Here is a 25,044-nt window from a genome sequence, read left to right on the forward strand (position 1 = left end):
CTCGACCTGGTGGCCGCCGGCGTGGCGGCAGTGCTCGGGCACCGCTCGGCGGAGACCGTCGACGCCCAGCGCGCCTTCAAGGAGCTGGGCTTCGACTCGCTCACCTCGGTGGAGCTGCGCAACCGGCTCTCCGCCGCCACCGGCCTGCGGCTGCCCGCCACCGTGGCGTTCGACTACCCGACCCCGGTGGTGCTCGCCGAGTTCCTGGACCGGGAGCTCGGCGGCGCGGCAGTCGTGGACCGGCCCGCCGCGGTCGGCACCGCCGCCGCCCTCGACGAACCGATCGCCATCATCGGCATGGCCTGCCGGTTCCCCGGCGACGTGCAGACCCCCGAGCAGCTCTGGGACGTGGTCACCGCCGGCGCCGACGTCATCTCGCCCTTCCCCACCGACAGGGGCTGGAACCTCGACGACCTGCGCGCCGGCGGCCAGGACCCGGACGCCGTACCACGGCAGGGTGGCTTCCTCCACGACGCCGCCCAGTTCGACGCCGCCTTCTTCGGGATCTCGCCCCGCGAGGCCCTGGCGATGGACCCACAGCAGCGGCTGCTGCTGGAGACCTCCTGGGAGGCCTTCGAGCGGGCCGGGATCGACCCCCACTCGGCGCGGGGCAGCAGCACCGGCGTCTACGTCGGCCTGATCTACCACGACTACGCCTCCCAGGCCGCCGGCGGCACCGACGAACTGGACGGCCACGTCGGCAACGGCAGCGCCGGCAGCGTCGCCTCCGGCCGCATCTCGTACCTGTTCGGCCTGGAGGGCCCTGCCGTCACCGTCGACACCGCCTGCTCGTCGTCGCTGGTGGCGCTGCACCTGGCCACCCAGGCGCTGCGGCAGGACGAGTGCCGCCTCGCCCTCGCCGGCGGGGTGAGCGTCATGTCCACCCCCGGCATGCTCACCGAGTTCTCCCGGCAGCGCGGCCTGTCGCCCGACGGGCGGTGCAAGGCGTTCGGCGCCGGCGCCGACGGCACCGGTTTCGCCGAGGGCGTCGGCATGCTCCTGCTGGAGCGCCTCTCCGACGCGCAGCGCAACGGTCACCGCGTGCTCGCCGTCGTGCGTGGCAGCGCCGTCAACCAGGACGGCGCCAGCAGCGGTCTGACCGCGCCGAACGGCCCCGCCCAGCAGCGGGTGATCCGGCAGGCGCTCGCCAACGCCCGGCTCGCCACCACCGATGTGGACGCCGTCGAGGCGCACGGCACCGGCACCGCCCTCGGCGACCCGATCGAGGCGCAGGCGCTGCTGGCCACGTACGGGCAGGGCCGACCGCAGGACCGTCCGCTGTGGCTGGGGTCGGTCAAGTCGAACATCGGCCACGCCCAGGCGGCGGCCGGCGTCGCCGGTGTGATCAAGATGGTGCTGGCGATGCGGCACGGCGTGCTGCCGCCGACCCTGCACGCCGAGAAGCCGTCCCCGCACATCGACTGGACGTCATATAGATCGCGCTGCTCACCGAGGCCCGGCCGTGGCCCGCCGTCGACCGGCCCCGCCGCGCGGCGGTGTCGTCGTTCGGCATCAGCGGCACCAACTCGCACACCATCGTCGAGCAGGCCCCCGAGCCCGCCCCGGCGCAGGCCGCCCCCGCCACGGGCGTCCCGGGCGACCTCGTCGCCTGCAGGTTACGCCGGCTAACGTCGGTGGTGACATCGCACGCTTGCCTCCTGTTTCCGATCGAGGTTAATGGCCCTTTTAAGGACCCGACGCAGAGCTTCTCAAGCTCAGCCCTCGCGCCATGACGGGGCTCGTCCCAGCTAGATTGAGTCGGAGTGACAGCCAAGCCTATGACGTCAATACCGCTGATTACAGGCATGTTCCTTTTAATTAAAGGTAGGAGAAAGCCCAACCGAACTACGTCTTACGATCACCCGTGTAGTCACGATCCAAAGTAGAGGTTTAAAGTGCACCCCGTCCCGGCTAATGACATCTTCTGCGTCTAGATGCATAGATGAGAATCTAAGGAATGAACAGCTAGATGGTCCTTCTTGGTCCTCTTCTCCGGCCAGGGCGCGCAGCGCCCCGGCATGGGTCGCGGGTTGTACGGGGCGTTCCCGGTGTTCGCTGCCGCGTTGGACGAGGTGTGCGGTCACCTGGATCCGTTGTTGCCGCGTCCGTTGCGGGAGGTGCTGTTCGCGTCGGAGGGCACGCCCGGGGCGGAGCTGCTGGATCAGACGGTGTTCACCCAGGCGGGCCTGTTCGCCGTCGAGGTGGCCCTGTTCCGGCTGATCGAGTCGTTCGGTGTGGTGCCGGACCTGGTGGCCGGGCACTCCATCGGCGAGATCGCGGCGGCGCACGTGGCGGGCGTGCTCTCCCTGGCTGACGCGTGCGCGCTGGTCGCGGCGCGGGGTCGGCTCATGCAGGCCCTGCCGGCGGGCGGCGGCATGCTCGCCGTGGCCGCCGACGAGGCCGCGGTGGCCGAGTCGATCGTCCCGTTCGCCGACCGGGTCGGCGTCGCCGCCGTGAACGGCCCCACCGCCGTGGTGGTCTCCGGCGCCGCCGAGGCCCTCGACGAGGTGGAGCGGGCCTGGAAGGACCGGGGTGTGCGTACGCGCCGGCTCACCGTCAGCCACGCGTTCCACAGCCCGCTCATGGAGCCGATGCTGACCGAGTTCCGGCAGACGCTCGACGGACTGACGTTCCACTGGCCCGTCCTGCCGATCGTGTCGAACCTGACCGGGCAGGTCGCCGACCCCGACGAGATCGGCACCCCCGACTACTGGGTCCGCCACGTACGCGAGACCGTCCGCTTCGCCGACGGGGTCGCGAGCCTGCGCGAGCGCAACGTCCGTACCTTCCTCGAACTGGGCCCCGACGCGGTGCTCGCCGGCATGGTGGGCGCCTGCCTGCCGGACGACGACGCGGCGGCGGTCGTGGCGACCCTGCGCCCCGGCCGACCGGAGCCGGCGTCGCTGGTCCACGCGCTTGCGGAGCTGTACGCGCACGGCACGCCGATCACCTGGACCGCCCTCCTGCCGGCCGGAACCCGCCCGGTCGACCTTCCGACGTACCCGTTCCAGCGGCAGCGCTTCTGGCCGGCCGTGGGCCGGCTGCGCGCCGGCGACGTCAGCGGCGCCGGCCTCGGCGTGGCCGAGCACGGTCTGCTCGGCGCGGCCGTGGACCTGGCCGGCGACGACGAGATCGTGCTGACCGGCCGGATCTCCCCGACCACCCACCCCTGGCTGGCCGACCACGTCGTCTCCGGCGTGCCGCTGGTCCCGGGCACGGCCCTCGTGGAGCTTGCCGTCCGCGCCGGCGACGAGGCGGACCTGCCGCGGCTGCGTGACCTGACGGTGCTCGTGCCGCTGGTGCTCCCCGAGTCCGGCGCCGTACGGATCCAGGTGCGGGTGTCCGCGTCGGATTCGCCGCAGCGCCCCGTCGCCGTCTACTCCCGCCCCGACGACGACCCCGAGGCGGGCTGGACCCGGCACGCGGAGGGCGTGCTGGAACCGGCCACGGCCGACGAACCGCAGCCGACCGCCTGGCCGCCCGCCGGCGCCACCGAGGTGGACCTGACCGGCTGGTACCCGGCGCTCCTCGAACACGGCCTGTCGTACGGGCCGGCGTTCCAGGGGCTGCGCCGGGTGTGGACCGGCGAGGACGACGTCTTCGCCGAGGTGGTCCTGCCGGACGACGCGGCGGCGGAGGCGGCTCGCTTCGGCGTGCACCCGGCGCTGCTGGACGCCGCCCTGCACCCGATCGGGCTGCTGCCCGGCGCCGAGGAGACGGGCGGGCCGCGCGTGCCCTTCGCCTTCGAGGGCGTACAGGTGCACGCCTCCGGCGCGAGGCTGCTGCGGGTGCGGTTGACCCGCAACGGCTCCGCGGTGCGGCTGACCGCCCGCGACGAGGCGGGCGCGCCGGTGGTGTCGGTGGACTCCCTCGTCCTGCGGGAGCTGACCGGGGTGGCCGCCCCGAACGCGGCGTCGCGCTCCCTGTTCGAGGTGGCCTGGCAGGCCGAGGAGGCCGACCCGGTCGACGACGCGTCGGGCTGGGCGGTGCTGGGCGGGCCGGCCCTGCCGGGCGTCCCCGGTGGCCCCTCCGCCGAGACGATCCGGCAGCTGCGCGCCGCCATCGACGCCGGCATCGCCCCGCCGCGCCTGCTGCTCTTCACGCCGGCCGCGTCGCCCGCCGACGACGGCGACCCGGCGGAGGCCGTACGCACTGTCACCGCCGACGTGCTGGGCCTGGTGCAGGAGTGGCTGGCCGTCGACGCGCTGGTCGACTCGAAGCTCGTGGTGGTGACCCGGGGCGCGCTGGCCGTCCGCGACGGGGACCGGGTGAGCGACCTGGCCGCCGCGGCCGTGTGGGGCCTGCTGCGCTCCGCGCAGTCCGAGCACCCCGGTCGCATCGTCCTGGCCGACGTCGACGACGCGATCAACCCCGGCACGCTGGGCGTCCTGGCCCGCTTCGCCGCGGACCCGGCCGGCGGTCAGGTCGCGGTGCGTGCGGGCGCGGTGTTCGTGCCGCGTCTGGTGCGCGCGGTCGCCCCGGTGTCGGTGGAGACGCCGGTCGTGGGTGGCGGTGCGGTGCTGGTGACCGGTGGTACGGGTGCGCTCGGGGCGTTGGTGGCGGAGCATCTGGTGTCGGCGCATGGTGTGCGGTCGCTGGTGCTGGTGTCGCGTCGTGGTCCGGAAGCCGCTGGTGCGGGTGAGTTGTCGGAGCGGCTGTCGGCGCTGGGTGCGTCGGTGCGGGTCGTTGCCTGTGACGTGACGGACCGGGACCAGGTGTGCGGGCTGGTCGGTGAGGTTTCCGCCGAGGGTCGGCTGGCGGGTGTGGTGCACGCCGCCGGTGTCCTGGATGACGGGGTGATCGAGCGGGTCACCGAGGAGCGTCTGGCAAGGGTGTTGGCGCCGAAGGTGTCGGCGGGTTGGTTGTTGCATGAGGCGACGGCGTCGCTGGGTCTCGACTTGTTCGTGGTGTTCTCGTCGGTGGCGGGTGTGCTGGGTTCGCCGGGTCAGTCGGCGTACGCGGCGGGCAACGCGTTCCTGGACGGGTTGGCGGTGTGGCGGCGGCAGCTCGGGTTGCCGGCGGTCAGCCTCGCCTGGGGCATGTGGGACACCGCCGGCATGGCCGCGTCGATCGGCGGCAACGACCGGGCCCGTACGGCACGCGCCGGACTCCGACCGATGAACGCCCACACCGGCCTGGAACTCTTCGACGCCGCCGTGGGGGCACAGCGGGCGGCGCTGGTGCCGGCCGCGATCGACGTACCCGCGCTGCGGGCGGCAGCAGCCGGCGCGGTCGTACCGCCGATGCTGCGCAACCTGGTCGACGTGGCGACGACCCGCCGCCGCGCCGGCCAGGGCGCCCCCGGCGGCTGGGCCGACCGCCTCACCGGCCTCAGCGCAGAGGACGGCCTCGCGCAGGTCGACCAGCTGATCCGGGGCCTGGTCGCGCAGGTCCTCGGGCACGGCGGCGCCGAGGCGGTGCCGGCCGACCGGGCGTTCAAGGACCTGGGCTTCGACTCGCTGACCGCCGTCGAGCTGCGTAACCGGGTGAACGGCGCGACCGGCCTGCGCCTCACCTCGACCCTGGTGTTCGACCACCCGTCCCCGCAGGTCCTGGCGGCCCACGTGTACGCGGAACTCGCCGGCACCCGGCCCGGCGCCGTCACGACCGACGAGGCGGCGACCGGCGACGCCGACGAGGCGATCGCGATCGTCGGCATGGCCTGCCGCTACCCCGGCGGGGTGGAGTCTCCCGACGAGCTGTGGAAGCTGGTCAGCACCGGTGGGGAGGGCATCGGGGAGTTCCCGGCCGACCGGGGCTGGGACCTGGAGACGCTGTACGACCCGGACCCCGACCACGCCGGCACCTCGTACACCCGCCACGGCGGTTTCCTGTACGGCGCGGCGGAGTTCGACCCCGGCTTCTTCGGTGTCTCGCCGCGCGAGGCCCTCGCCATGGACCCGCAGCACCGGCTGCTGCTGGAGGCGTCCTGGGAGACGTTCGAGTCGGCGGGCCTGGACCCGTCCGGCCTGCGGGGCAGCCGGACCGGTGTCTTCGCGGGCGTCATCTACCACGACTACTCGACGCGCCTGATGGAGACGCCCGAGGTCGAGGGCTACATCGGCACCGGCAACTCGGGCAGCGTGCTGTCCGGCCGGGTCGCGTACACCTTCGGCCTCGAAGGCCCGGCGGTCACTGTCGACACGGCGTGCTCGTCGTCGCTGGTGGCGTTGCACCTCGCGGTGCAGGCGTTGCGGTCGGGTGAGTGTGATCTGGCGTTGGCCGGCGGTGTGACGGTGATGGCGACGCCTGGCACGTTCGTGGAGTTCTCGCGGCAGCGGGGTCTGTCGGCCGACGGCCGGTGCAGGTCGTTCGCGGCGTCGGCGGACGGTACGGGCTGGTCCGAGGGTGTGGGTGTGCTGCTCGTGCAACGGCTCTCCGACGCGCAGCGGGAGGGCCGGCGGATCCTGGCGGTGGTACGGGGCAGCGCCGTGAACCAGGACGGTGCGTCGAACGGCTTGACGGCGCCGAACGGTCCGTCGCAGCAGCGGGTGATCCGGCAGGCGCTGGCGAACGCCCGGCTCACCACCGCCGAGGTGGATGTGGTGGAGGCGCACGGTACGGGTACGACTCTGGGTGACCCGATCGAGGCGCAGGCTCTGCTGGCGACGTACGGGCAGGAGCGTCCGCAGGATCGGCCGCTGCTGCTCGGGTCGGTGAAGTCGAACATCGGGCATGCGCAGGCGGCTGCGGGTGTGGCTGGTGTGATCAAGATGGTGTTGGCGATGCGGCACGGCGTCGTCCCGGCGACGCTGCACGTGGACGAGGCGTCCCCGCACGTCGATTGGACGGCCGGGGCGGTCGCTCTGGCGACCGAGGCGGTGCCGTGGCCGCGGGTGGGTCGGCCGCGTCGGGCGGGGGTGTCGTCGTTCGGGATTTCCGGCACGAACGCGCACGTGATCATCGAGCAGCCGCCCGCCGAGGTGGTTGAGGGGGAGGTCGTCGTCCGCGAGGTGCCGGTGGTGCCGGTGCTGCTGTCGGCCCGCGACGCCGCGGCACTCGCCGGGCAGGCGGGCCGGTGGGCGCGGTGGCTCGCCGTCGACGAGGCCCCACGCGGCGTGGATGTGGCGTGGTCGTCGGTGGCGTCGCGGTCGGCGTTGGAGCACCGGGCGGTGGTGTCCGGGGCGAGCCGGGACGAGCTGCTGGCGGGTCTCGCGGCAGTGGCGGCCGGCGAGCCGTCGGGGGCCGTCGTGACCGGTTCTGCCGCCGGGCGCGGCCAGTTGGCGCTGTTGTTCTCGGGTCAGGGTGCGCAGCGTGCGGGGATGGGTCGGGAGTTGTCGGCCCTGTTCCCGGTGTTCGCCGCCGCGTTGGACGACGTGTGTGGGCACCTGGATCCGTTGTTGCCGCGTCCGCTGCGGGAGGTGCTGTTCGCTGAGGCGGGTAGTGCTGAGGCGGAGTTGCTGGATCAGACGGTGTTCACGCAGGCCGGGTTGTTCGCGGTCGAGGTGGCGCTGTTCCGCCTGGTGGAGTCGTTCGGGATCGTGCCCGATGTGGTGGCTGGTCATTCGATCGGTGAGGTGACGGCGGCGCATGTGGCCGGGGTGTTGTCCCTGGCGGACGCGTGTCAGTTGGTGGCGGCGCGGGGTCGGTTGATGCAGGCGCTGCCGGCCGGTGGCGGGATGCTCGCCGTGGCCGCCGACGAGGCTGCGGTGGCGGAGTCTCTCGCGGGGCTGACCGGCAGGGTTGGTATCGCGGCGGTTAACGGGCCTGCCGCTGTGGTGGTGTCGGGTGCCGTTGACGCGTTGGATGAGGTGGAGCGGGTTTGGCGGGATCGGGGGGTGCGTACCCGTCGGCTCGCGGTGAGCCATGCGTTCCACAGTCCGTTGATGGAGCCGATGCTCGCCGATTTCCGGGCCGTTCTCGACGGGTTGGAGTTCGCCGCGCCGTTGTTGCCGGTCGTGTCGAACGTGACGGGTGCCCTGGCCGGCGATGAGATCTGCATGCCGGAGTATTGGGTGCGGCATGTGCGTGAGGCGGTGCGGTTCGCCGATGGGATCGCCGCTGTGCGGGCTGCCGGTGTGGACACGTTCCTGGAGGTCGGGCCGCAGAGCGTCCTGACCGCGATGACCGGCGACGTGCTGCCTGACGACGACGGTGTGCTGGCGGTGGCTGTGCAGCGCCGGGACCGTCCGGAGGCGCACGCGTTGCTGCACGCCCTGGCCGAACTGCACGTGCACGGGATGCCGGTGACCTGGACGCAGTGGTTCGCCGAGACCGGCGCGCGGCGAGTCGACCTGCCCACGTACGCCTTCCAGCGGGAGCGGTACTGGCTGCCGCCCACCGGCCAGTCCGCCGACGTCTCCGGGGCCGGCCTCGGCGTGGCGCGGCACCCGCTGCTCGGCGCGGCGGTGTCTGTCGCCGGCGAGGACATGGTGGTGCTGACCGGCCGGCTGTCGGTGTCGACGCACCCGTGGCTCGCCGACCACATCGTCTCCGGCGCCGTGGTGGTGCCGGGCACCGCGCTGGTGGACCTCGTCGTCCGGGCGGGCGACGAGGTCGGCGCTTCCCGCGTCCGCGAGCTGACAGTGCTCGCCCCGCTCGTGCTGCCCGCCATCGGCGGCGGGGTACGGGTCCAGGTCCGGGTCGGTCCCGTCGACGGGACCGGCAGTCGCTCGGTGACCGTGCACTCCCAGCCCGAGGACGACTCCGAGTCGGGCTGGACCCGGCACGCCGACGGCCTCGTCGGCGTCCCCACTGCCGACGAGCCCACCCTGGGCGCCTGGCCGCCACCCGGCGCGTCCGAGGTGGACGTCACCGGCTGGTACGCGACGGTCGCCGAGCACGGGCTCGCGTACGGGCCGGTCTTCCGGGGCCTGCGCCGGGCGTGGACCGCCGACGGCGAGGTGTTCGCCGAGGTCGCCCTCCCCGACGAGGTCACCGGTGACCCGGCGGGCTTCGGGGTGCACCCGGCGTTGCTGGACGCCGCCCTGCACCCCGTCGGGCTGCTGCCCGCCGACCAGTCGGGCGGCGGTCCCCGGGTGCCGTTCGCGTTCGAGGGTGTGCAGGTCCACGCCGTCGGCGCCCGGACGCTCCGGGTCCGCCTCACCGCCTCCGGCAACTCGGTGCGGCTGGTCGCCGCCGACGAGACGGGCGTGCCCGTGGTGTCGGTGGACTCGCTGGCACTGCGCGAGATGACCGGCCTGGCGGCCGCGCCGGACGAGGCGTACCGATCCCTGTTCGAGGTCTCCTGGCAGCCCGAGCAGATCGCCGCGCCCGACGGCGCGTACGGCTGGGCCGTGCTCGGTGACCGCCCGCTCGACGGCGCGCCGCAGCTCCCGGCGTACGCCGACGTCGCCGCTCTGATCACGGCGGCGACGGACGGCACCGCCCCGGCGGCGCTGCTGCTACCCGTCACCCCGGCGACCTCCGGGACGGACGTGCCCGACGCGGTGCGCTCCGCCACGACGGACGTCCTCGGCGCGGTGCAGGCGTGGCTGGCGGCCGAGCCGCTGGCGGACTCGCGGCTGGTCGTCGTGACCCGCGGCGCCGTGACCACCGGCGCCGACGACCGCGTGAGCGACCTGGCGGGGGCGGCGGTCTGGGGCCTGCTGCGCTCGGCCCAGTCGGAGCTCCCCGGCCGGCTCGTGCTGGCCGACCTGGAACCCGGCGCCGACCTGGACGCCGACCTGCTGGCCCTGCTCGCCGCAGCCGCCGACGACCCCGACCTCGGCGGGCAGGTCGCGGTGCGTTCGGGTACGGCGTACCTGCCGCGGCTGGTCCGCGCCACGGGCGCCGCGCGGACCCCGGCGACCCTCGGCGGGGGAACCGTCCTCGTCACCGGCGGCACCGGATCGCTGGGCGCCCTGGTGTCCGAACACCTCGTCACCGCCTACGGCGTGCGTTCGCTGGTGCTGGCGTCCCGGCAGGGCCCGGCGGCCCCCGGAGCCGACGAGCTGGTGCGGCGGCTGGCCGCGCTGGGCGCGACCGCCCGCGTGGTCGCCACGGACGTGACCGACCGCGAGCGCGTCGGCGAGCTGGTCCGGTCCATCACCGCCGACGACCGCCTGGCCGGGGTGGTCCACACCGCCGGCGTCCTCGACGACGGCATCGTCAGCGGGATCACCGCCGACCGGCTGGCGGACGTGCTGGCCCCGAAGGTCACGGCGGGCTGGTGGCTGCACGAGGCGACCGCCGAGCTGGACCTCGACCTGTTCGTGCTCTTCTCCTCCGTCGCCGGGGTGCTCGGCTCTCCCGGCCAGGCCGCGTACGCGGCCGGCAACGCCTTCCTGGACGCCCTCGCCGTGCTGCGGGCGCAGCGCGGGCTGCCCGCCGTCAGCCTCGCGTGGGGCATGTGGGACACCGACGGCATGGCCGCGTCGATCAACGACACCGACCGGGCGCGGGTGACCCGGGCCGGTCTGGTCCCGATGACCGCCCCGGTCGGGCTCGGGATGTGGGACGCCGCCCTGACCCACGGCGGCGCGGCGCTGGTGCCGGCCGTTGTCGACCTGCCCGCCATGCGGGCACGGACCGCCGCCGGCCGGGTGCCGGTGATGCTGCGGGGCCTGGTGGGACCGGCCGCGAAGCGTCGCCGCTCCGGCACCGGCGCGTGGGCCGACCGGCTGGCCGGCCTCGACCCGCAGGAGGCGCGTACGCAGGTGGCTCTGCTGGTGCGTGGGATGATCGCGCAGGTGCTCGGCCACGGCGGCGCCGATGCGGTGCCGGCGGACCGGGCGTTCCGGGAACTGGGCTTCGACTCGCTGACCGCCGTCGAGCTGCGTAACCGGATCAACAGCGCGAGCGGACTGCGGCTCACGTCGACGCTCGTCTTCGACTACCCGACCCCCGCTGCCCTGTCGGAGCACCTGTACGAGCAGCTGTCCGGCCAGGTCGCCGAGCAGCAGCGGGCCGTGCGGGCGACAAACGTCGACGAGCCGATCGCCATCGTGGGCATGGCCTGCCGCTACCCGGGCGGCGTGACGAACCCGCAGCAGCTGTGGGACCTGGTCGCCGCCGGCGCCGACGGTATCGGCGAGTTCCCCACCGACCGGGGCTGGGAACTCGACCGGCTCTTCCACCCCGACCCGGACAACCCCGGGACGTCGTACACCCGCCACGGTGGCTTCCTGTACGGGGCCGCCGAGTTCGACCCGGACTTCTTCGGCATCTCGCCGCGCGAGGCGATCGCCATGGACCCGCAGCAGCGACTGCTGCTGGAGGCGTCCTGGGAGACGTTCGAGTCGGCCGGCCTCGACCCGTCGCGGCTACGTGGCAGCCGGACCGGCGTCTTCGCCGGGCTCATGTACCACGACTACGCCTCCGGCGTGCAGGACCTGCCCGAGGGCGTGGGCGGCTACCTCGGCACCGGCACCTCCGGCAGCGTGCTGTCCGGCCGGGTCGCGTACACCTTCGGCCTCGAAGGCCCGGCCGTCACTGTCGACACGGCGTGCTCGTCGTCGCTGGTGGCGCTGCACCTCGCGGTGCAGGCACTGCGCGGCGGCGAGTGCGATCTCGCCCTGGCCGGTGGCGTGACGGTGATGGCGACGCCGGGCACGTTCATCGAGTTCTCCCGCCAGCGGGGCCTGTCGCAGGACGGTCGCTGCAAGTCCTTTGCGGCGTCGGCGGACGGTACGGGCTGGTCCGAGGGTGTGGGCGTGCTGCTTGTGCAACGACTCTCCGACGCGCAGCGGGAGGGCCGGCGGATCCTGGCGGTGGTACGGGGCAGCGCCGTGAACCAGGACGGTGCGTCGAACGGGCTGACGGCCCCCAACGGCCCGTCGCAGCAGCGGGTGATCCGGCAGGCCCTGGCGAACGCCCGGCTCACCACGGCCGACGTGGACGCCGTCGAGGCGCACGGCACCGGCACGACCCTGGGTGACCCGATCGAGGCGCAGGCCCTGCTGGCGACGTACGGGCAGGACCGGCCCGCCGACCGGCCGCTGTGGCTGGGCTCGATCAAGTCGAACATCGGCCACACCCAGGCCGCCGCCGGGGCGGCCGGCATCATCAAGATGATCATGGCGATGCGGCACGGGGTGCTGCCGTCGACACTGCACGTCGACGAGCCGTCCCCGCACATCGAGTGGAGCGCCGGGGCGGTCTCCCTGCTCACCGAGGCCCGCGACTGGCCCGCGGCGGGCCAGCCCCGTCGCGCCGCGATCTCGTCGTTCGGCGTCAGCGGCACCAACGCGCACGTGATCATCGAGCAGCCCCCCGCCGAAGCGGAGCCCACCGGGGGCGAGCACGCGCCGACGCCCGCCGCCGGGTCGCTGCCGACGCCCGTGCTGCTCTCGGCCCGCTCCGAGGCCGCCGTCGCGGCGCAGGCCGACCGCTGGGCCCGCTGGATCGCCGACGACGAGAAACTGCGCCCCGCCGACGTCGGCTGGTCGTCGACAGTCAGCCGGGCCGTGCTGGAGCACCGTGCGGTGGTCACCGCGACGGGCCGGGACGAACTGCTGGCCGGGCTGCGGGCGCTCGCTGCCGGTGAGCCGGCCGCCGCCGTGGCAACGGGGACCGGCACGACGCGTACGCAGCTGGCCGTGCTCTTCTCCGGCCAGGGTGCGCAGCGTGCGGGGATGGGCCGGGAGTTGTACGCCGGGTTCCCGGTGTTCGCCGCCGCGCTGGACGAGGTGTGTGCGCACCTGGATCCGTTGTTGCCGCGTCCGTTGCGGGAGGTGCTGTTCGCGTCGTCGGGGTCCGCCGAGGCGGAGTTGCTGGACCAGACGGTGTTCACGCAGGCCGGGTTGTTCGCGGTCGAGGTGGCGTTGTTCCGCCTGGTGGAGTCGTTCGGGATCGTGCCCGACGTGCTGGCCGGTCATTCGATCGGTGAGGTGACCGCGGCGTATGTGGCCGGGGTGTTGTCCCTGGCCGACGCGTGCGTTCTCGTGGCCGCGCGGGGTCGGTTGATGCAGGCGCTGCCGGCCGGTGGCGGCATGCTGGCCGTGGCCGCCGACGAGGCTGCGGTGGCGGAGTCTCTCGCCGGGATGACAGGCCGCCTCGGTATCGCGGCCGTCAACGGGCCTGCCGCCGTCGTCGTCTCCGGTGCCGTCGAGGCCCTGGACGAGGTGGAGCGGGTCTGGCGCGACCGGGGCGTGCGGACCCGCCGGCTGGTGGTGAGCCACGCGTTCCACAGTCCGCTGATGGAGCCGATGCTCGACGAGTTCCGCGCCGTCCTGGCGGGGCTGGCGTTCCGGGCGCCGCTGCTGCCGGTGGTGTCGAACCTGACCGGCGCGCTCGCCGACCCGCAGGAGATCACCCGCGCCGAGTACTGGGTGCGGCACGTGCGGGAGGCCGTCCGCTACGCCGACGGCATCGCCGCCCTGCGGGCCACCGGGGTCGACACCTTCCTGGAGATCGGCCCGCAGAGCGTCCTGACCGCCATGAACGCCGACCTGCTCGCCGATGACGCGCTGGCGGTGGCCGTCCAGCGTCGGGACCGGCCCGCCCCGCAGGCACTGCTGCACGCCCTCGCCGACCTGCACGTCCACGGTGTCCCGGTGACCTGGACGCAGTGGTTCACCGACGCCGGCGCCGCCCGGGTCGACCTGCCCACGTACGCCTTCCAGCACCAGCGGTACTGGCTCGGCGCGGGCCAGACGCGTACCGCCGACGTGTCCGGGGCGGGCCTCGGCGTCGCCGGGCACCCGCTGCTCGGCGCGGCGGTCTCCGTGGCCGGCGAGGACATGGTGGTGCTGACCGGCCGCCTGTCGACGTCGACGCACGCGTGGCTCGCCGACCACGTCGTCTCCGGCGCGGTGATCGTGCCGGGCGCTGCCCTGGTGGAGTTGGCGGTGCGGGCGGGTGACGAGGTGGGTGCGTCGCGGGTGCGGGAGCTGACCGTGGGCGCGCCGCTGGTGCTGCCGGAGTCCGGCGCGGTGCGGGTGCAGGTGCGCGTCGGTGCGGCCGACGAGACCGGCACCCGGGTCGTGGCGGTGCACTCGCAGTCCGAGGGTGATCCGGAGGCTGACTGGGTGCGGCATGCGGAGGGCGTGCTGGAGCCGGCGTCGGCCGACGAGCCGGGCGTGGGGGAGTGGCCGCCGGTCGGTGCGTCCGAGGTGGACGTGGCGGGCTGGTATCCGGCCCTGGCGGAGCGTGGCCTGTCGTACGGGCCGGTGTTCCGGGGGCTGCGCCGGGTGTGGACGGGCGGCGACGAGGTGTTCGCCGAGGTGGTGTTGCCGGACGAGGTGGCCGGTGACGCCGCGGGGTTCGGTGTGCACCCGGCGCTGCTGGATGCGGCGCTGCATCCGATCGGACTGCTGGTGGGTGCGGAGGGTCCGGGTGGGCCGCGGGTGCCGTTCGCGTTCGAGGGTGTGCAGGTGTATGCCTCGGGCGCGCGGGTGCTGCGGGTCCGGCTGTCGCGTACGGGCTCGGCGGTGCGCCTGGTCGCGTGCGACGAGTCGGGCGCGGCCGTGGTCTCGGTCGACTCCCTCGCCCTGCGCGAACTGACCGGCGTGACCACGGCGGGCGCGGCAGCCCGCGCGATGTTCGAACTCACCTGGCAGGCCGAGGAGATCGCCGCCACCGGGGACCTCTCCGGGTGGGCGCTGGTCGGCTCGCCGGCAACCGCCGACCTGCCGGCGTACGGCGACGTCGAGGCGCTCGTCGCGGCCGTCGACGCCGGCCGGACGATCGCACCGAAGGCGCTGCTGCTGCCGCTCGACGCGCCGGAGAGCGCCGTCCCCGACGCGGTACGCGCGGCGACCACGGCCGTGCTGGCGACCGTGCGGTCCTGGCTGGCGGCGGACGCGCTGGCGGAGTCGCGGCTGGTGGTGGTGACCCGGGGCGCGGTGTCGGTGGCGGCGGACGATCGGGTGTCCGACCTGGCAGGTGCGGCGGTGTGGGGTCTGCTGCGTTCGGCGCAGTCGGAGCACCCGGGCCGCATCGTGCTGGCGGACGTGGACGGCGACGTGGACGCCGGGCTGCTGGGTGTGCTGACCACGGTGGCCGACGAGCCGGTGGCGTTCGGTGGTCAGGTCGCGGTGCGTGCGGGTGAGGTGTTCGTGCCGCGTCTGGTGCGTGCGGTCGCCCCGGTGTCGGTGGAGACGCCGGTCGTGGGTGGCGGTGCGGTGCTGGTGACCGGTGGTACGGGTGCGCTCGGGGCGTTGGTGGCGGAGCATCTGGTGTCGGCGCATGGTGTGCGGTCGCTGGTGCTGGTGTCGCGGCGTGGTCCGGAAGCCGCCGGTGCGGGCGAGTTGTCGGAGCGGCTGTCGGCGCTGGGTGCGTCGGTGCGGGTCGTTGCCTGTGACGTGACGGACCGGGACCAGGTGTTCGGTCTGGTGGCGGAGGTCGTTGCCGGGGGTCGGCTGGCGGGTGTGGTGCACACCGCTGGTGTGTTGGATGACGGTGTCGTGGAGGGGCTGACGGCGGAGCGGCTGGCGGGGGTGTTGGCGCCGAAGGTGTCGGCGGGTTGGTTCCTGCATGAGGCGACGGCGTCGCTGGGTCTCGACTTGTTCGTGGTGTTCTCGTCGGTTGCTGGTGTGTTGGGTTCGCCGGGTCAGTCGGCGTATGCGGCGGGCAACGCCTTCCTCGACGGGCTTGCGGTCCACCGGCGGCAGCTCGGGTTGCCTGCGGTGAGTCTGGCGTGGGGGATGTGGGACACGGCAGGCATGGCCGCCTCGATCGACGAGGCGGACCGGGCTCGGTCCGCGCGGGCGGGTCTGACGCCGATGAGCGCCGAGATCGGGTTGGAGCTGTTCGACGCCGCCCTGGTGGCGGAGCGGCCGACGTTGGTGCCGGCCGTGATCGACGTACCGGCGATGCGCGCAGCGCTCGGCGCCGGCCCGGCGCCGGCCGTGCTGCGTACCCTGATCGGGTCGACGGCGGCCCGGCGACGGGCCGTGCGGAGCGGCGACTGGGCCAACCAGCTCGCGGGCCTGGCGCCCGACGAGGCACGCGCCCAGATCGACGTGCTGGTGCGCGGTCTGGTCGCGCAGGTGTTGGGGCACGGTGGTGCGGAGTCGGTGCCGGCGGACCGGGCGTTCCGGGAGTTGGGCTTCGACTCGCTGACGGCGGTGGACCTGCGTAACCGGTTGAACGCGGCCACCGGGCTGCGGCTGGCCTCGACGCTGGTGTTCGACTATCCGACCCCGGCCGTGCTCGCCGACCACCTGCACGAGCAGGTCTCCGGGCAGATCACCGCCCGCCAGACGGCGGTGCTCACCGCCGGCACCGACGAGCCGATCGCGATCGTGGGCATGGCCTGCCGCTACCCCGGTGGCGTCGATAGTCCCGACCAGATGTGGGCGTTGCTGGCCGGCGGCGGCGACGGGATCTCGGAGTTCCCCACCGATCGCGGCTGGGACCTGGAGAGCCTGTTCGACCCGGACCCGGAGCACAGCGGTACGTCGTACACGCGCCATGGTGGTTTCCTGTACGGGGCGGCGGAGTTCGACCCGGGCTTCTTCGGTATTTCGCCGCGTGAGGCCCTGGCGATGGATCCGCAGCAGCGGTTGCTGCTGGAGGCGTCGTGGGAGTCGTTCGAGTCGGCGGGGCTTGATCCGCAGCGGTTGCGGGGCAGCCGGACGGGTGTGTTCGCCGGTGTCATGTACCACGACTACGCCTCCCGCCTGATGGACCTGCCGCCGGACGCCGAGGGCTTCGTCGGCACGGGCACGTCGGGCAGCGTGCTGTCCGGTCGGGTCGCCTACACCTTCGGGCTCGAGGGCCCGGCCGTCACCGTCGACACCGCTTGTTCTTCCAGCCTCGTCGCGCTGCACCTCGCCGCGCAGGCGTTGCGTTCCGGCGAGTGTGATCTGGCGTTGGCCGGTGGTGTGACGGTGATGGCGACGCCGGGCACGTTCATCGAGTTCTCCCGGCAGCGCGGCCTGTCGGCCGACGGCCGCTGCAAGTCGTTCGCGGCGTCGGCCGACGGCACCGGCTGGTCCGAGGGCGTCGGCGTGCTGCTGGTGCAGCGGCTCTCCGACGCCCAGCGCGAGGGCCGGAAGATCTACGCCGTGGTGCGGGGCACGGCCGTGAACCAGGACGGTGCGTCGAACGGGCTGACGGCGCCGAACGGTCCGTCGCAGCAGCGGGTGATCCGGCAGGCCCTCGCGAACGCGCGGCTCACCACCGCCGAGGTGGATGTGGTGGAGGCGCACGGTACGGGTACGACGCTGGGTGACCCGATCGAGGCGCAGGCTCTGCTGGCGACGTACGGGCAGGAGCGTCCGCAGGATCGGCCGTTGCTGCTGGGGTCGGTGAAGTCGAACATCGGGCACACGCAGGCCGCGGCCGGAGTGGCCGGTGTGATCAAGATGGTGTTGGCGATGCGGCACGGTCTGGTGCCGGCGACGTTGCATGTGGACGAGGCGTCGCCGCATGTCGACTGGTCGGCGGGGGCGGTGGCCCTGGCCACCGAGCCCACCCCGTGGCCGGCGGTGGACCGGCCGCGTCGGGCGGCGGTGTCGTCGTTCGGGATCTCCGGCACGAACGCGCACGTGATCATTGAGCAGCCGCCCGCCGAGGTGGTTGAGGGGGAGGTCGTCGTCCGCGAGGTGCCGGTGGTGCCGGTGCTGCTGTCGGCCCGCGACGCCGCCGCGCTGTCGGCGCAGGCGGGCCGGTGGGCGCGCTGGCTGACCGCCGACGAGGCCCCGCGTCCGCTGGACGTGGCCTGGTCCTCCGTCACCACCCGGCCCGCGCTGGAACACCGGGCGGTCGTCACCGCCGCCGACCGGGACGACCTGGTCGCGGCGTTGACCGCCCTCGCCGACGGCGACCCCACCGGTACGGTCGTCTCCGGCGCCACCGGCCAGCGCGGCCAGCTCGCCCTGCTCTTCTCCGGCCAGGGCGCGCAGCGCGCCGGGATGGGCCGGGAGTTGTACGCCGGGTTCCCGGTGTTCGCCGCCGCGTTGGACGAGGTGTGTGCGCACCTGGATCCGTTGCTGCCGTGTCCGTTGCGGGAGGTGCTGTTCGCGTCGTCGGGGTCCGCCGAGGCGGAGTTGCTGGATCAGACGGTGTTCACGCAGGCCGGGTTGTTCGCGGTCGAGGTGGCGCTGTTCCGCCTCGTGGAGTCGTTCGGGATCGTGCCGGACATGCTGGCCGGTCACTCGATCGGTGAGGTGACCGCGGCGTATGTGGCCGGGGTGTTGTCCCTGGCCGACGCGTGCGTTCTCGTGGCCGCGCGGGGTCGGTTGATGCAGGCGTTGCCCACGGGCGGCGGCATGCTGGCCGTGGCCGCCGATGAGGCTGCGGTGGTGGAGTCTCTCGTCGGGCTGACCGGCCGGGTCGGTATCGCGGCCGTCAACGGGCCTGCCGCCGTCGTCGTCTCCGGTGCTGTCGAGGCCCTGGACGAGGTGGAGCGGGTCTGGCGCGAGCGGGGCGTGCGGACCCGCCGGCTCACTGTCAGCCATGCGTTCCACAGTCCGTTGATGGAGCCGATGCTGGCCGAGTTCCGCGCGGTCCTGCAGGGCCTCACGTTTGCCACGCCGCTGCTGCCGGTGGTGTCGAACGTGACCGGGGCCCTGGCCGGCGACGAGATCCGCACGGCCGACTATTGGGTGCGGCACGTGCGCGAGGCCGTCCGGTACGCCGACGGGATCGCCGCCCTGCGGGCCGCCGGTATCGACACGTTCCTGGAGGTCGGTCCGCAGAGCGTCCTGACCGCCATGAACGCCGACGTGCTGCCCGACGACGACGGTGTGCTGGCGGTGGCTGTGCAGCGCCGGGACCGTCCGGAGGCGCAGGCGTTGCTGCACGCCCTGGCCGAGTTGCACGTGCACGGGATGCCGGTGACCTGGACGCAGTGGTTCGCCGACACCGGCGCGCGCCGCGTCGACCTGCCCACGTACGCCTTCCAGCACCAGCGCTACTGGCCCACCGCCGGCCGGGCGCGTACGGGCGACGTGTCCGGGGCCGGACTCGGCCGCACCGGGCACCCGCTGCTCGGCGCGACAGTGGACCTGGCCGGCGACGACGAGATGGTGCTGACCGGCCGGCTCTCCCTGACCACGCACCCGTGGCTGGCCGACCACACGGTCTCCGGGCTGACGCTCGTACCCGGCACGGCCCTGGTCGAGCTGGCCGTACGGGCCGGCGACGAGGTGGGCCTCTCCCGGCTGCGGGAGCTGACCATGGCCGCCCCGCTGGTGCTCCCCGAATCCGGCGGCGTCCGCATTCAGGTGCGGGTGTCCACGTCGGAGTCGCCGCAACGTCCCGTCGCCGTCTACTCGCGCCCCGACGACGATCCCGAGGCGGGCTGGACCCGGCACGCGGAGGGTGTGCTGGAGGCGTCCACCGCCGACGAGCCCGACACGATCACCTGGCCCCCCGCCCCGACGTCGGAGGTGGACCTCGCGGGGTGGTACGCGACGCTGGCGGAGCACGGCCTGGCGTACGGGCCGGTCTTCCAGGGACTCCAGCGCGCCTGGGTCGGCCGCGACGAACTGTTCGCCGAGGTGGCCCTGCCGGAGGCCGCCGCCACGGAGAGCGCCGGATTCGGCGTGCACCCGGCGCTGCTGGACGCCGCCCTGCACCCGATCGGGCTGCTGCTCGGTGGCGAGGAATCGAGCGGACCACGGGTGCCGTTCGCCTTCGAGGGCGTGCAGGTCCACGCCGCAGGCGCGGGGACGCTGCGGGTGCGCCTGACCCGCGACGGCTCCGGGCTGCGGCTGGCCGCGTACGACGAGGTGGGCGCGCCGGTCGTGTCGATGGACTCCCTCGTCCTGCGAGAGCTGACCGGCGCGGCCGCGCCGGGCGTGGCCTCGCGGTCGCTGTTCGAGCTGCGGTGGCCGGCCGTGCAGGCCGCACCCGCCGGGGAGCTTTCCGGATGGGCGCTGGTGACCGGCGGCCTGGAGCTGCCGGCACCGGTAGGAATGCCCACGTACGCCGACGTGGCGACGGTCACGGGGGGAGGAGTCCGTCCCCCGGACGCTGCTGCTGCCGGTGTTCCCCGCGCCCGGCGCGGCGACGCCGGAGTCGGTCCGGGCAGTGACCTCGGACGTGCTGGCGACGGTGCAGTCCTGGCTCGCGGCGGATGCCCTGGCGGACTCGCGGCTCGTGGTCGTGACCCGGGGTGCGGTGTCGATCGGCGACGGCGACCGGGTGACCGACCTGGCGAGCGCTGCGGTATGGGGTCTACTGCGTTCGGCGCAGTCGGAGCACCCGGGCCGCATGGTCCTCGCGGACGTCGACGGCGACCTGGACGCCGCGCTGGTTGCCCTGCTGGACGGCGTCCTGCGGGAACCGGCCACGACCGGCGGCCAGCTCGCCGTCCGCGAGGGCGCGGTGTACTCGCCGCGCCTGGTCCGGGCCGGCGTCACGGCCGCGCAGACGCCCAGCTTGGGTGACGGCGCGGTGCTGGTGACCGGCGGTACGGGTGCGCTCGGGGCGCTGGTCGCGGAGCACCTGGTGTCGGTGCACGGCGTGCGGTCGCTGGTGCTCGTCTCGCGGCGCGGTCCGGAGGCCGCCGGTGCGGGTGAGTTGTCGGAGCGGTTGTCGGCGCTGGGCGCGTCCGTGCGGATCGCCGCCTGTGACGTGACCGATCGGGACCAGGTCGGCGCTTTGGTTGCCGAGGTCACCGCCGAGGGTCGGCTGGCGGGTGTCGTGCACACCGCCGGCGTCCTGGACGACGGTGTCGTGGAGGGGCTGACGGCGGCGCGGCTGGCCGGGGTGTTGGCGCCGAAGGTGTCGGCGGGTTGGTTCCTGCACGAGGCGACGGCGGGTCTGGATCTGGATCTGTTCGTGGTGTTCTCGTCGGTGGCGGGTGTGCTCGGCTCGCCGGGTCAGTCGGCGTACGCGGCGGGCAACGCCTTCCTCGACGGGCTTGCGGTCCACCGGCGGCAGTTGGGTCTGCCGGCCGTCAGTCTCGCGTGGGGCATGTGGGACACCGCCGGCATGGCCGCCTCGATCGAGGAGGCGGACCGGGCGCGGTCCGCGCGGGCGGGTCTGACGCCGATGAGCGCCGAGGTCGGGCTGGAACTCTTCGACGCCGCCCTGCGTGCCGACCGTCCGGCCCTCGTACCGGCCGTGATCGACGTGCCCGCGCTGCGGGCGGCGACCTCAGGCGGCCCCGTGCCGGCCGTGCTGCGCACCCTGATCGGCGTGACCGGCACCCGCCGCCAGGCGGGGCAGGGCGGTGGCGGCTGGGCCGACCGGCTCGCCGGGCTCACCGAGGACGAGGGCCGCGCCCATATCGACGTGCTGGTACGGGGTCTGGTCGCGCAGGTGTTGGGGCACGGTGGTGCGGAGTCGGTGCCGGCGGACCGGGCGTTCCGGGAGCTGGGCTTCGACTCGCTGACGGCGGTGGACCTGCGTAACCGGTTGAACGCGGCCACCGGGCTGCGGCTGGCCTCGACGCTGGTGTTCGACTATCCGACCCCGGCCGTGCTCGCCGAGCACCTGTGGTCGGAGCTGGCCGGCGTCAGCGCGTCGGCCAGCGCACAGGTCGCCGGCACGGTCGTCGGCGCCGACGAGCCGATCGCGATCGTGGGCATGGCCTGCCGTTACCCGGGCGGGGTGGAATCTCCCGACGAACTGTGGGAGTTGCTGGCCGGCGGCGGTGAGGGGATCGGGGAGTTCCCGGCGGATCGCGGCTGGGACCTGGAGTCGCTCTTCGACCCGGACCCGAACCGCAGCGGTACGTCGTACACGCGCCACGGCGGTTTCCTGTACGGCGCGGCAGAGTTCGACCCCGGTTTCTTCGGTATTTCGCCGCGTGAGGCCCTGGCGATGGATCCGCAGCAGCGGTTGCTGTTGGAGGCGTCGTGGGAGTCGTTCGAGTCGGCGGGGCTTGATCCGCAGCGGTTGCGGGGCAGCCGGACGGGTGTGTTCGCCGGTGTCATGTACCACGACTACGCCTCCCGCCTGATGGACCTGCCGCCGGACGCCGAGGGCTTCGTCGGCACGGGCACGTCGGGCAGCGTGCTGTCCGGTCGGGTCGCCTACACCTTCGGGCTCGAGGGCCCGGCCGTCACCGTCGACACCGCTTGTTCTTCCAGCCTCGTCGCGCTGCACCTCGCCGCGCAGGCGTTGCGTTCCGGCGAGTGTGATCTGGCGTTGGCCGGTGGTGTGACGGTGATGGCGACGCCGGGCACGTTCATCGAGTTCTCCCGGCAGCGCGGCCTGTCGGCCGACGGCCGCTGCAAGTCGTTCGCGGCGTCGGCCGACGGCACCGGCTGGTCCGAGGGCGTCGGCGTGCTGCTGGTGCAGCGGCTCTCCGACGCCCAGCGCGAGGGCCGGAAGATCTACGCCGTGGTGCGGGGCACGGCCGTGAACCAGGACGGTGCGTCGAACGGGCTGACCGCGCCGAACGGTCCGTCGCAGCAGCGGGTGATCCGGCAGGCGTTGGCGAACGCGCGGCTCACTGCGGCCGACGTGGACGCCGTGGAGGCGCACGGTACGGGTACGACGCTGGGTGACCCGATCGAGGCGCAGGCCGTCCTGGCCACGTACGGGCAGGACCGGCAGGGGCGGGAGCCGTTGTGGCTCGGCTCGGTCAAGTCGAACATCGGGCACACGCAGGCCGCCGCCGGTGTCGCCGGTGTGATCAAGATGGTCATGGCGATGCGCCACGGCGTCGTCCCGCCGACCCTGCACGTGGATGAGCCGTCCCCACACATCGACTGGACGGCCGGGGCGGTGGCCCTCGCGACCGAGCCCACCCCGTGGCCTCGGGTGGACCGGCCGCGTCGGGCGGCGGTGTCGTCGTTCGGGATCTCCGGCACGAACGCGCATGTGATCATCGAGCAGCCGCCCGCCGAGACGATCGAGGGCGAGGTCGTCGCCCGCGACGTGCCGCCGGTCGTACCGGTGCTGCTCTCCGCGCGCTCCGACGCGGCCCTGGCCGGCCAAGCGGGCCGGTGGGCGCGCTGGCTCGCCGCCGACGAGGCCCCGCGTCCGCTGGACGTGGCCTGGTCCTCCGTCACCACCCGACCCGCGCTGGAACAGCGCGCCGTCGCCGTGGTGGCCGACGGCAACGACCTGCTCACCGCGCTTCGGGCCCTCGACGCGGGCGAGCCCTCCGGGACCGTCGTGACCGGCTCCACCGCCGTACGCGGCCAGCTCGCGCTGCTCTTCTCCGGCCAAGGCGCGCAGCGTGCGGGGATGGGCCGGGAGCTGTCCGCTCTGTTCCCCGTGTTCGCGACCGCGTTGGACGAGGTGTGTGCGCAGCTCGATCCGTTGCTGCCGCGTCCGTTGCGGGAGGTGCTGTTCGCGTCGCCGGGGTCCGCCGAGGCGGAGTTGCTGGACCAGACGGTGTTCACGCAGGCCGGGTTGTTCGCGGTCGAGGTGGCGCTGTTCCGCCTGGTGGAGTCGTTCGGGATCGTGCCGGACATGCTGGCCGGTCACTCGATCGGCGAGGTGACCGCGGCGCATGTCGCGGGCGTGTTGTCCCTGGCCGACGCGTGTCAGCTCGTCGCCGCGCGGGGTCGGTTGATGCAGGCGCTGCCGGCCGGTGGCGGCATGCTGGCCGTGGCCGCCGACGAGGCTGCGGTGGTCGAGTCGATCGCCGGGCTCGCCGACCGGGTGGGCGTCGCTGCGGTCAACGGACCCACCGCAGTGGTGGTGTCCGGTGGCGTCGAGGCCCTCGACGAGGTGGAGCGGCACTGGCGCGACCGGGGCGTGCGCACTCGCCGGCTGACGGTGAGCCATGCGTTCCACAGTCCGTTGATGGAGCCGATGCTGGCCGAGTTCCGCGCGGTCCTGCACGGCCTCACGTTTGCCACGCCGCTGCTGCCGGTGGTGTCGAACGTGACCGGTGCCCTGGCCGGCGACGAGATCTGCACGCCGGAGTACTGGGTGCGGCACGTGCGCGAGGCCGTGCGGTACGCCGACGGGATCGCCGCTCTGCGGGCTGCCGGTGTGGACACGTTCCTGGAGGTCGGGCCGAAGAGCGTCCTGACCGCGATGACCGCCGACGTGCTGCTCGACGACGACGGTGTGCTGGCCGTCGCGGTGCAGCGCCGGGACCGTCCGGAGGCGCACGCGCTGCTGCACGCCCTGGCCGAGTTGCACGTGCACGGCGTGCCGGTGACCTGGACGCAGTGGTTCGCCGAGACCGGCGCGCGGCGGGTGGACCTGCCCACGTACGCCTTCCAGCACCAGCGCTACTGGCCCGAGGGCACGGCCGAGAAGCGGGCCGCCCCGGACGGCGGCGACGTCGAGTTCTGGACCGCCGTCGAGCGTGGCGACCTGGCCGCCCTCGCCGCCGAACTCGGCGACGACCCCGACGCCCTGGACACGCTCGGCCCGGCCCTGCCGGTCCTCTCGCGCTGGCGTCGTCACCGGTCCCGGGACACCGCGTTGGACGGGTGGTCGTACCGGATCGGGTGGGAGCCGGTCCGGCCGAACCCGAAGACCAGGCTGTCCGGGCGGTGGCTGATCGTCACCGTCGACAGCGGCGCCGACGCGGGCGTGGCGAAGACCCTCACCCAGGCCGGCGCCCGGGTGGACACGCTCACCGTGTCGTCCACCCTCGACCGCGCCGACCTGGGCGAGCGGCTGCGCCGGATCAGCGGGGACGGCTGGGCCGGGGTGCTCTGCGTCCTGCCCCGCCAGGACCGGCCCCCGGCGCACACGCCGGCGTTGCCCGCTGGCACGGCCGCCCTGCTCACCCTCGTCCGGGCGCTCACCGACACGGGCCTGGCCGGACGGGTGTGGGCGCTCAGTCGGACCGCGATGCCCGTCACTGCCGGCGAACGGGTCGACGACGTCTGGGCGGCCCTGGCCTGGGGCCTGGGCCGGGTCGTCGCCCTCGAACAGCCGGACCGCTGGGGCGGCCTGGTCGACCTGCCCGCCCGCGCCGACCGCGGTGCCCGCGCCGGGCTCGTCGCGGTCCTCGCCGACGGCACCCTGGACCAGGTGGCCGTCCGGCGCAGCGGCATCTTCGGCCGGCGGCTGGTGCCGGCCGCGCCGCCCGCCGGGTCAGGTTGGCGGCCCGCCGGGACGGTGCTGGTGACCGGTGGTACAGGAGCGTTGGGTCGGCACGTGGCCCGCTGGTTGCTGGCGAACGGGGCCGGTGAGGTGGTCCTCGCCTCGCGGCGGGGTCCGGGGGCGCCGGGTGCGGCGGAGTTGGTGGCCGAGTTGGGTGCGGTGCGGGTCGTGGCGTGCGACGTCACCGACCGGGCCGCCGTCGACGCCCTCGTGGCGGACCTGCCGGAGTTGACCGCCGTC

At 74.1% G+C, this 25,044-nt stretch carries 1 protein-coding gene and 1 pseudogene; both read left to right on the plus strand.

Features of this window, described 5'->3' with window-relative positions; genetic code table 11:
* Positions 1-19,562 (plus strand): annotated as a pseudogene (locus MCBG_RS30695) (SDR family NAD(P)-dependent oxidoreductase); the annotation flags it as partial.
* A gap of 484 nt (positions 19,563-20,046) precedes the next feature.
* Positions 20,047-25,044: type I polyketide synthase (locus tag MCBG_RS33310; protein WP_369799344.1), on the plus strand; the 4,998-nt coding region annotated here is incomplete at its 3' end.

The sequence above is a fragment of the Micromonospora sp. M42 genome, from assembly GCF_000568915.1.
Lineage (GTDB): Bacteria > Actinomycetota > Actinomycetes > Mycobacteriales > Micromonosporaceae > Micromonospora > Micromonospora chalcea.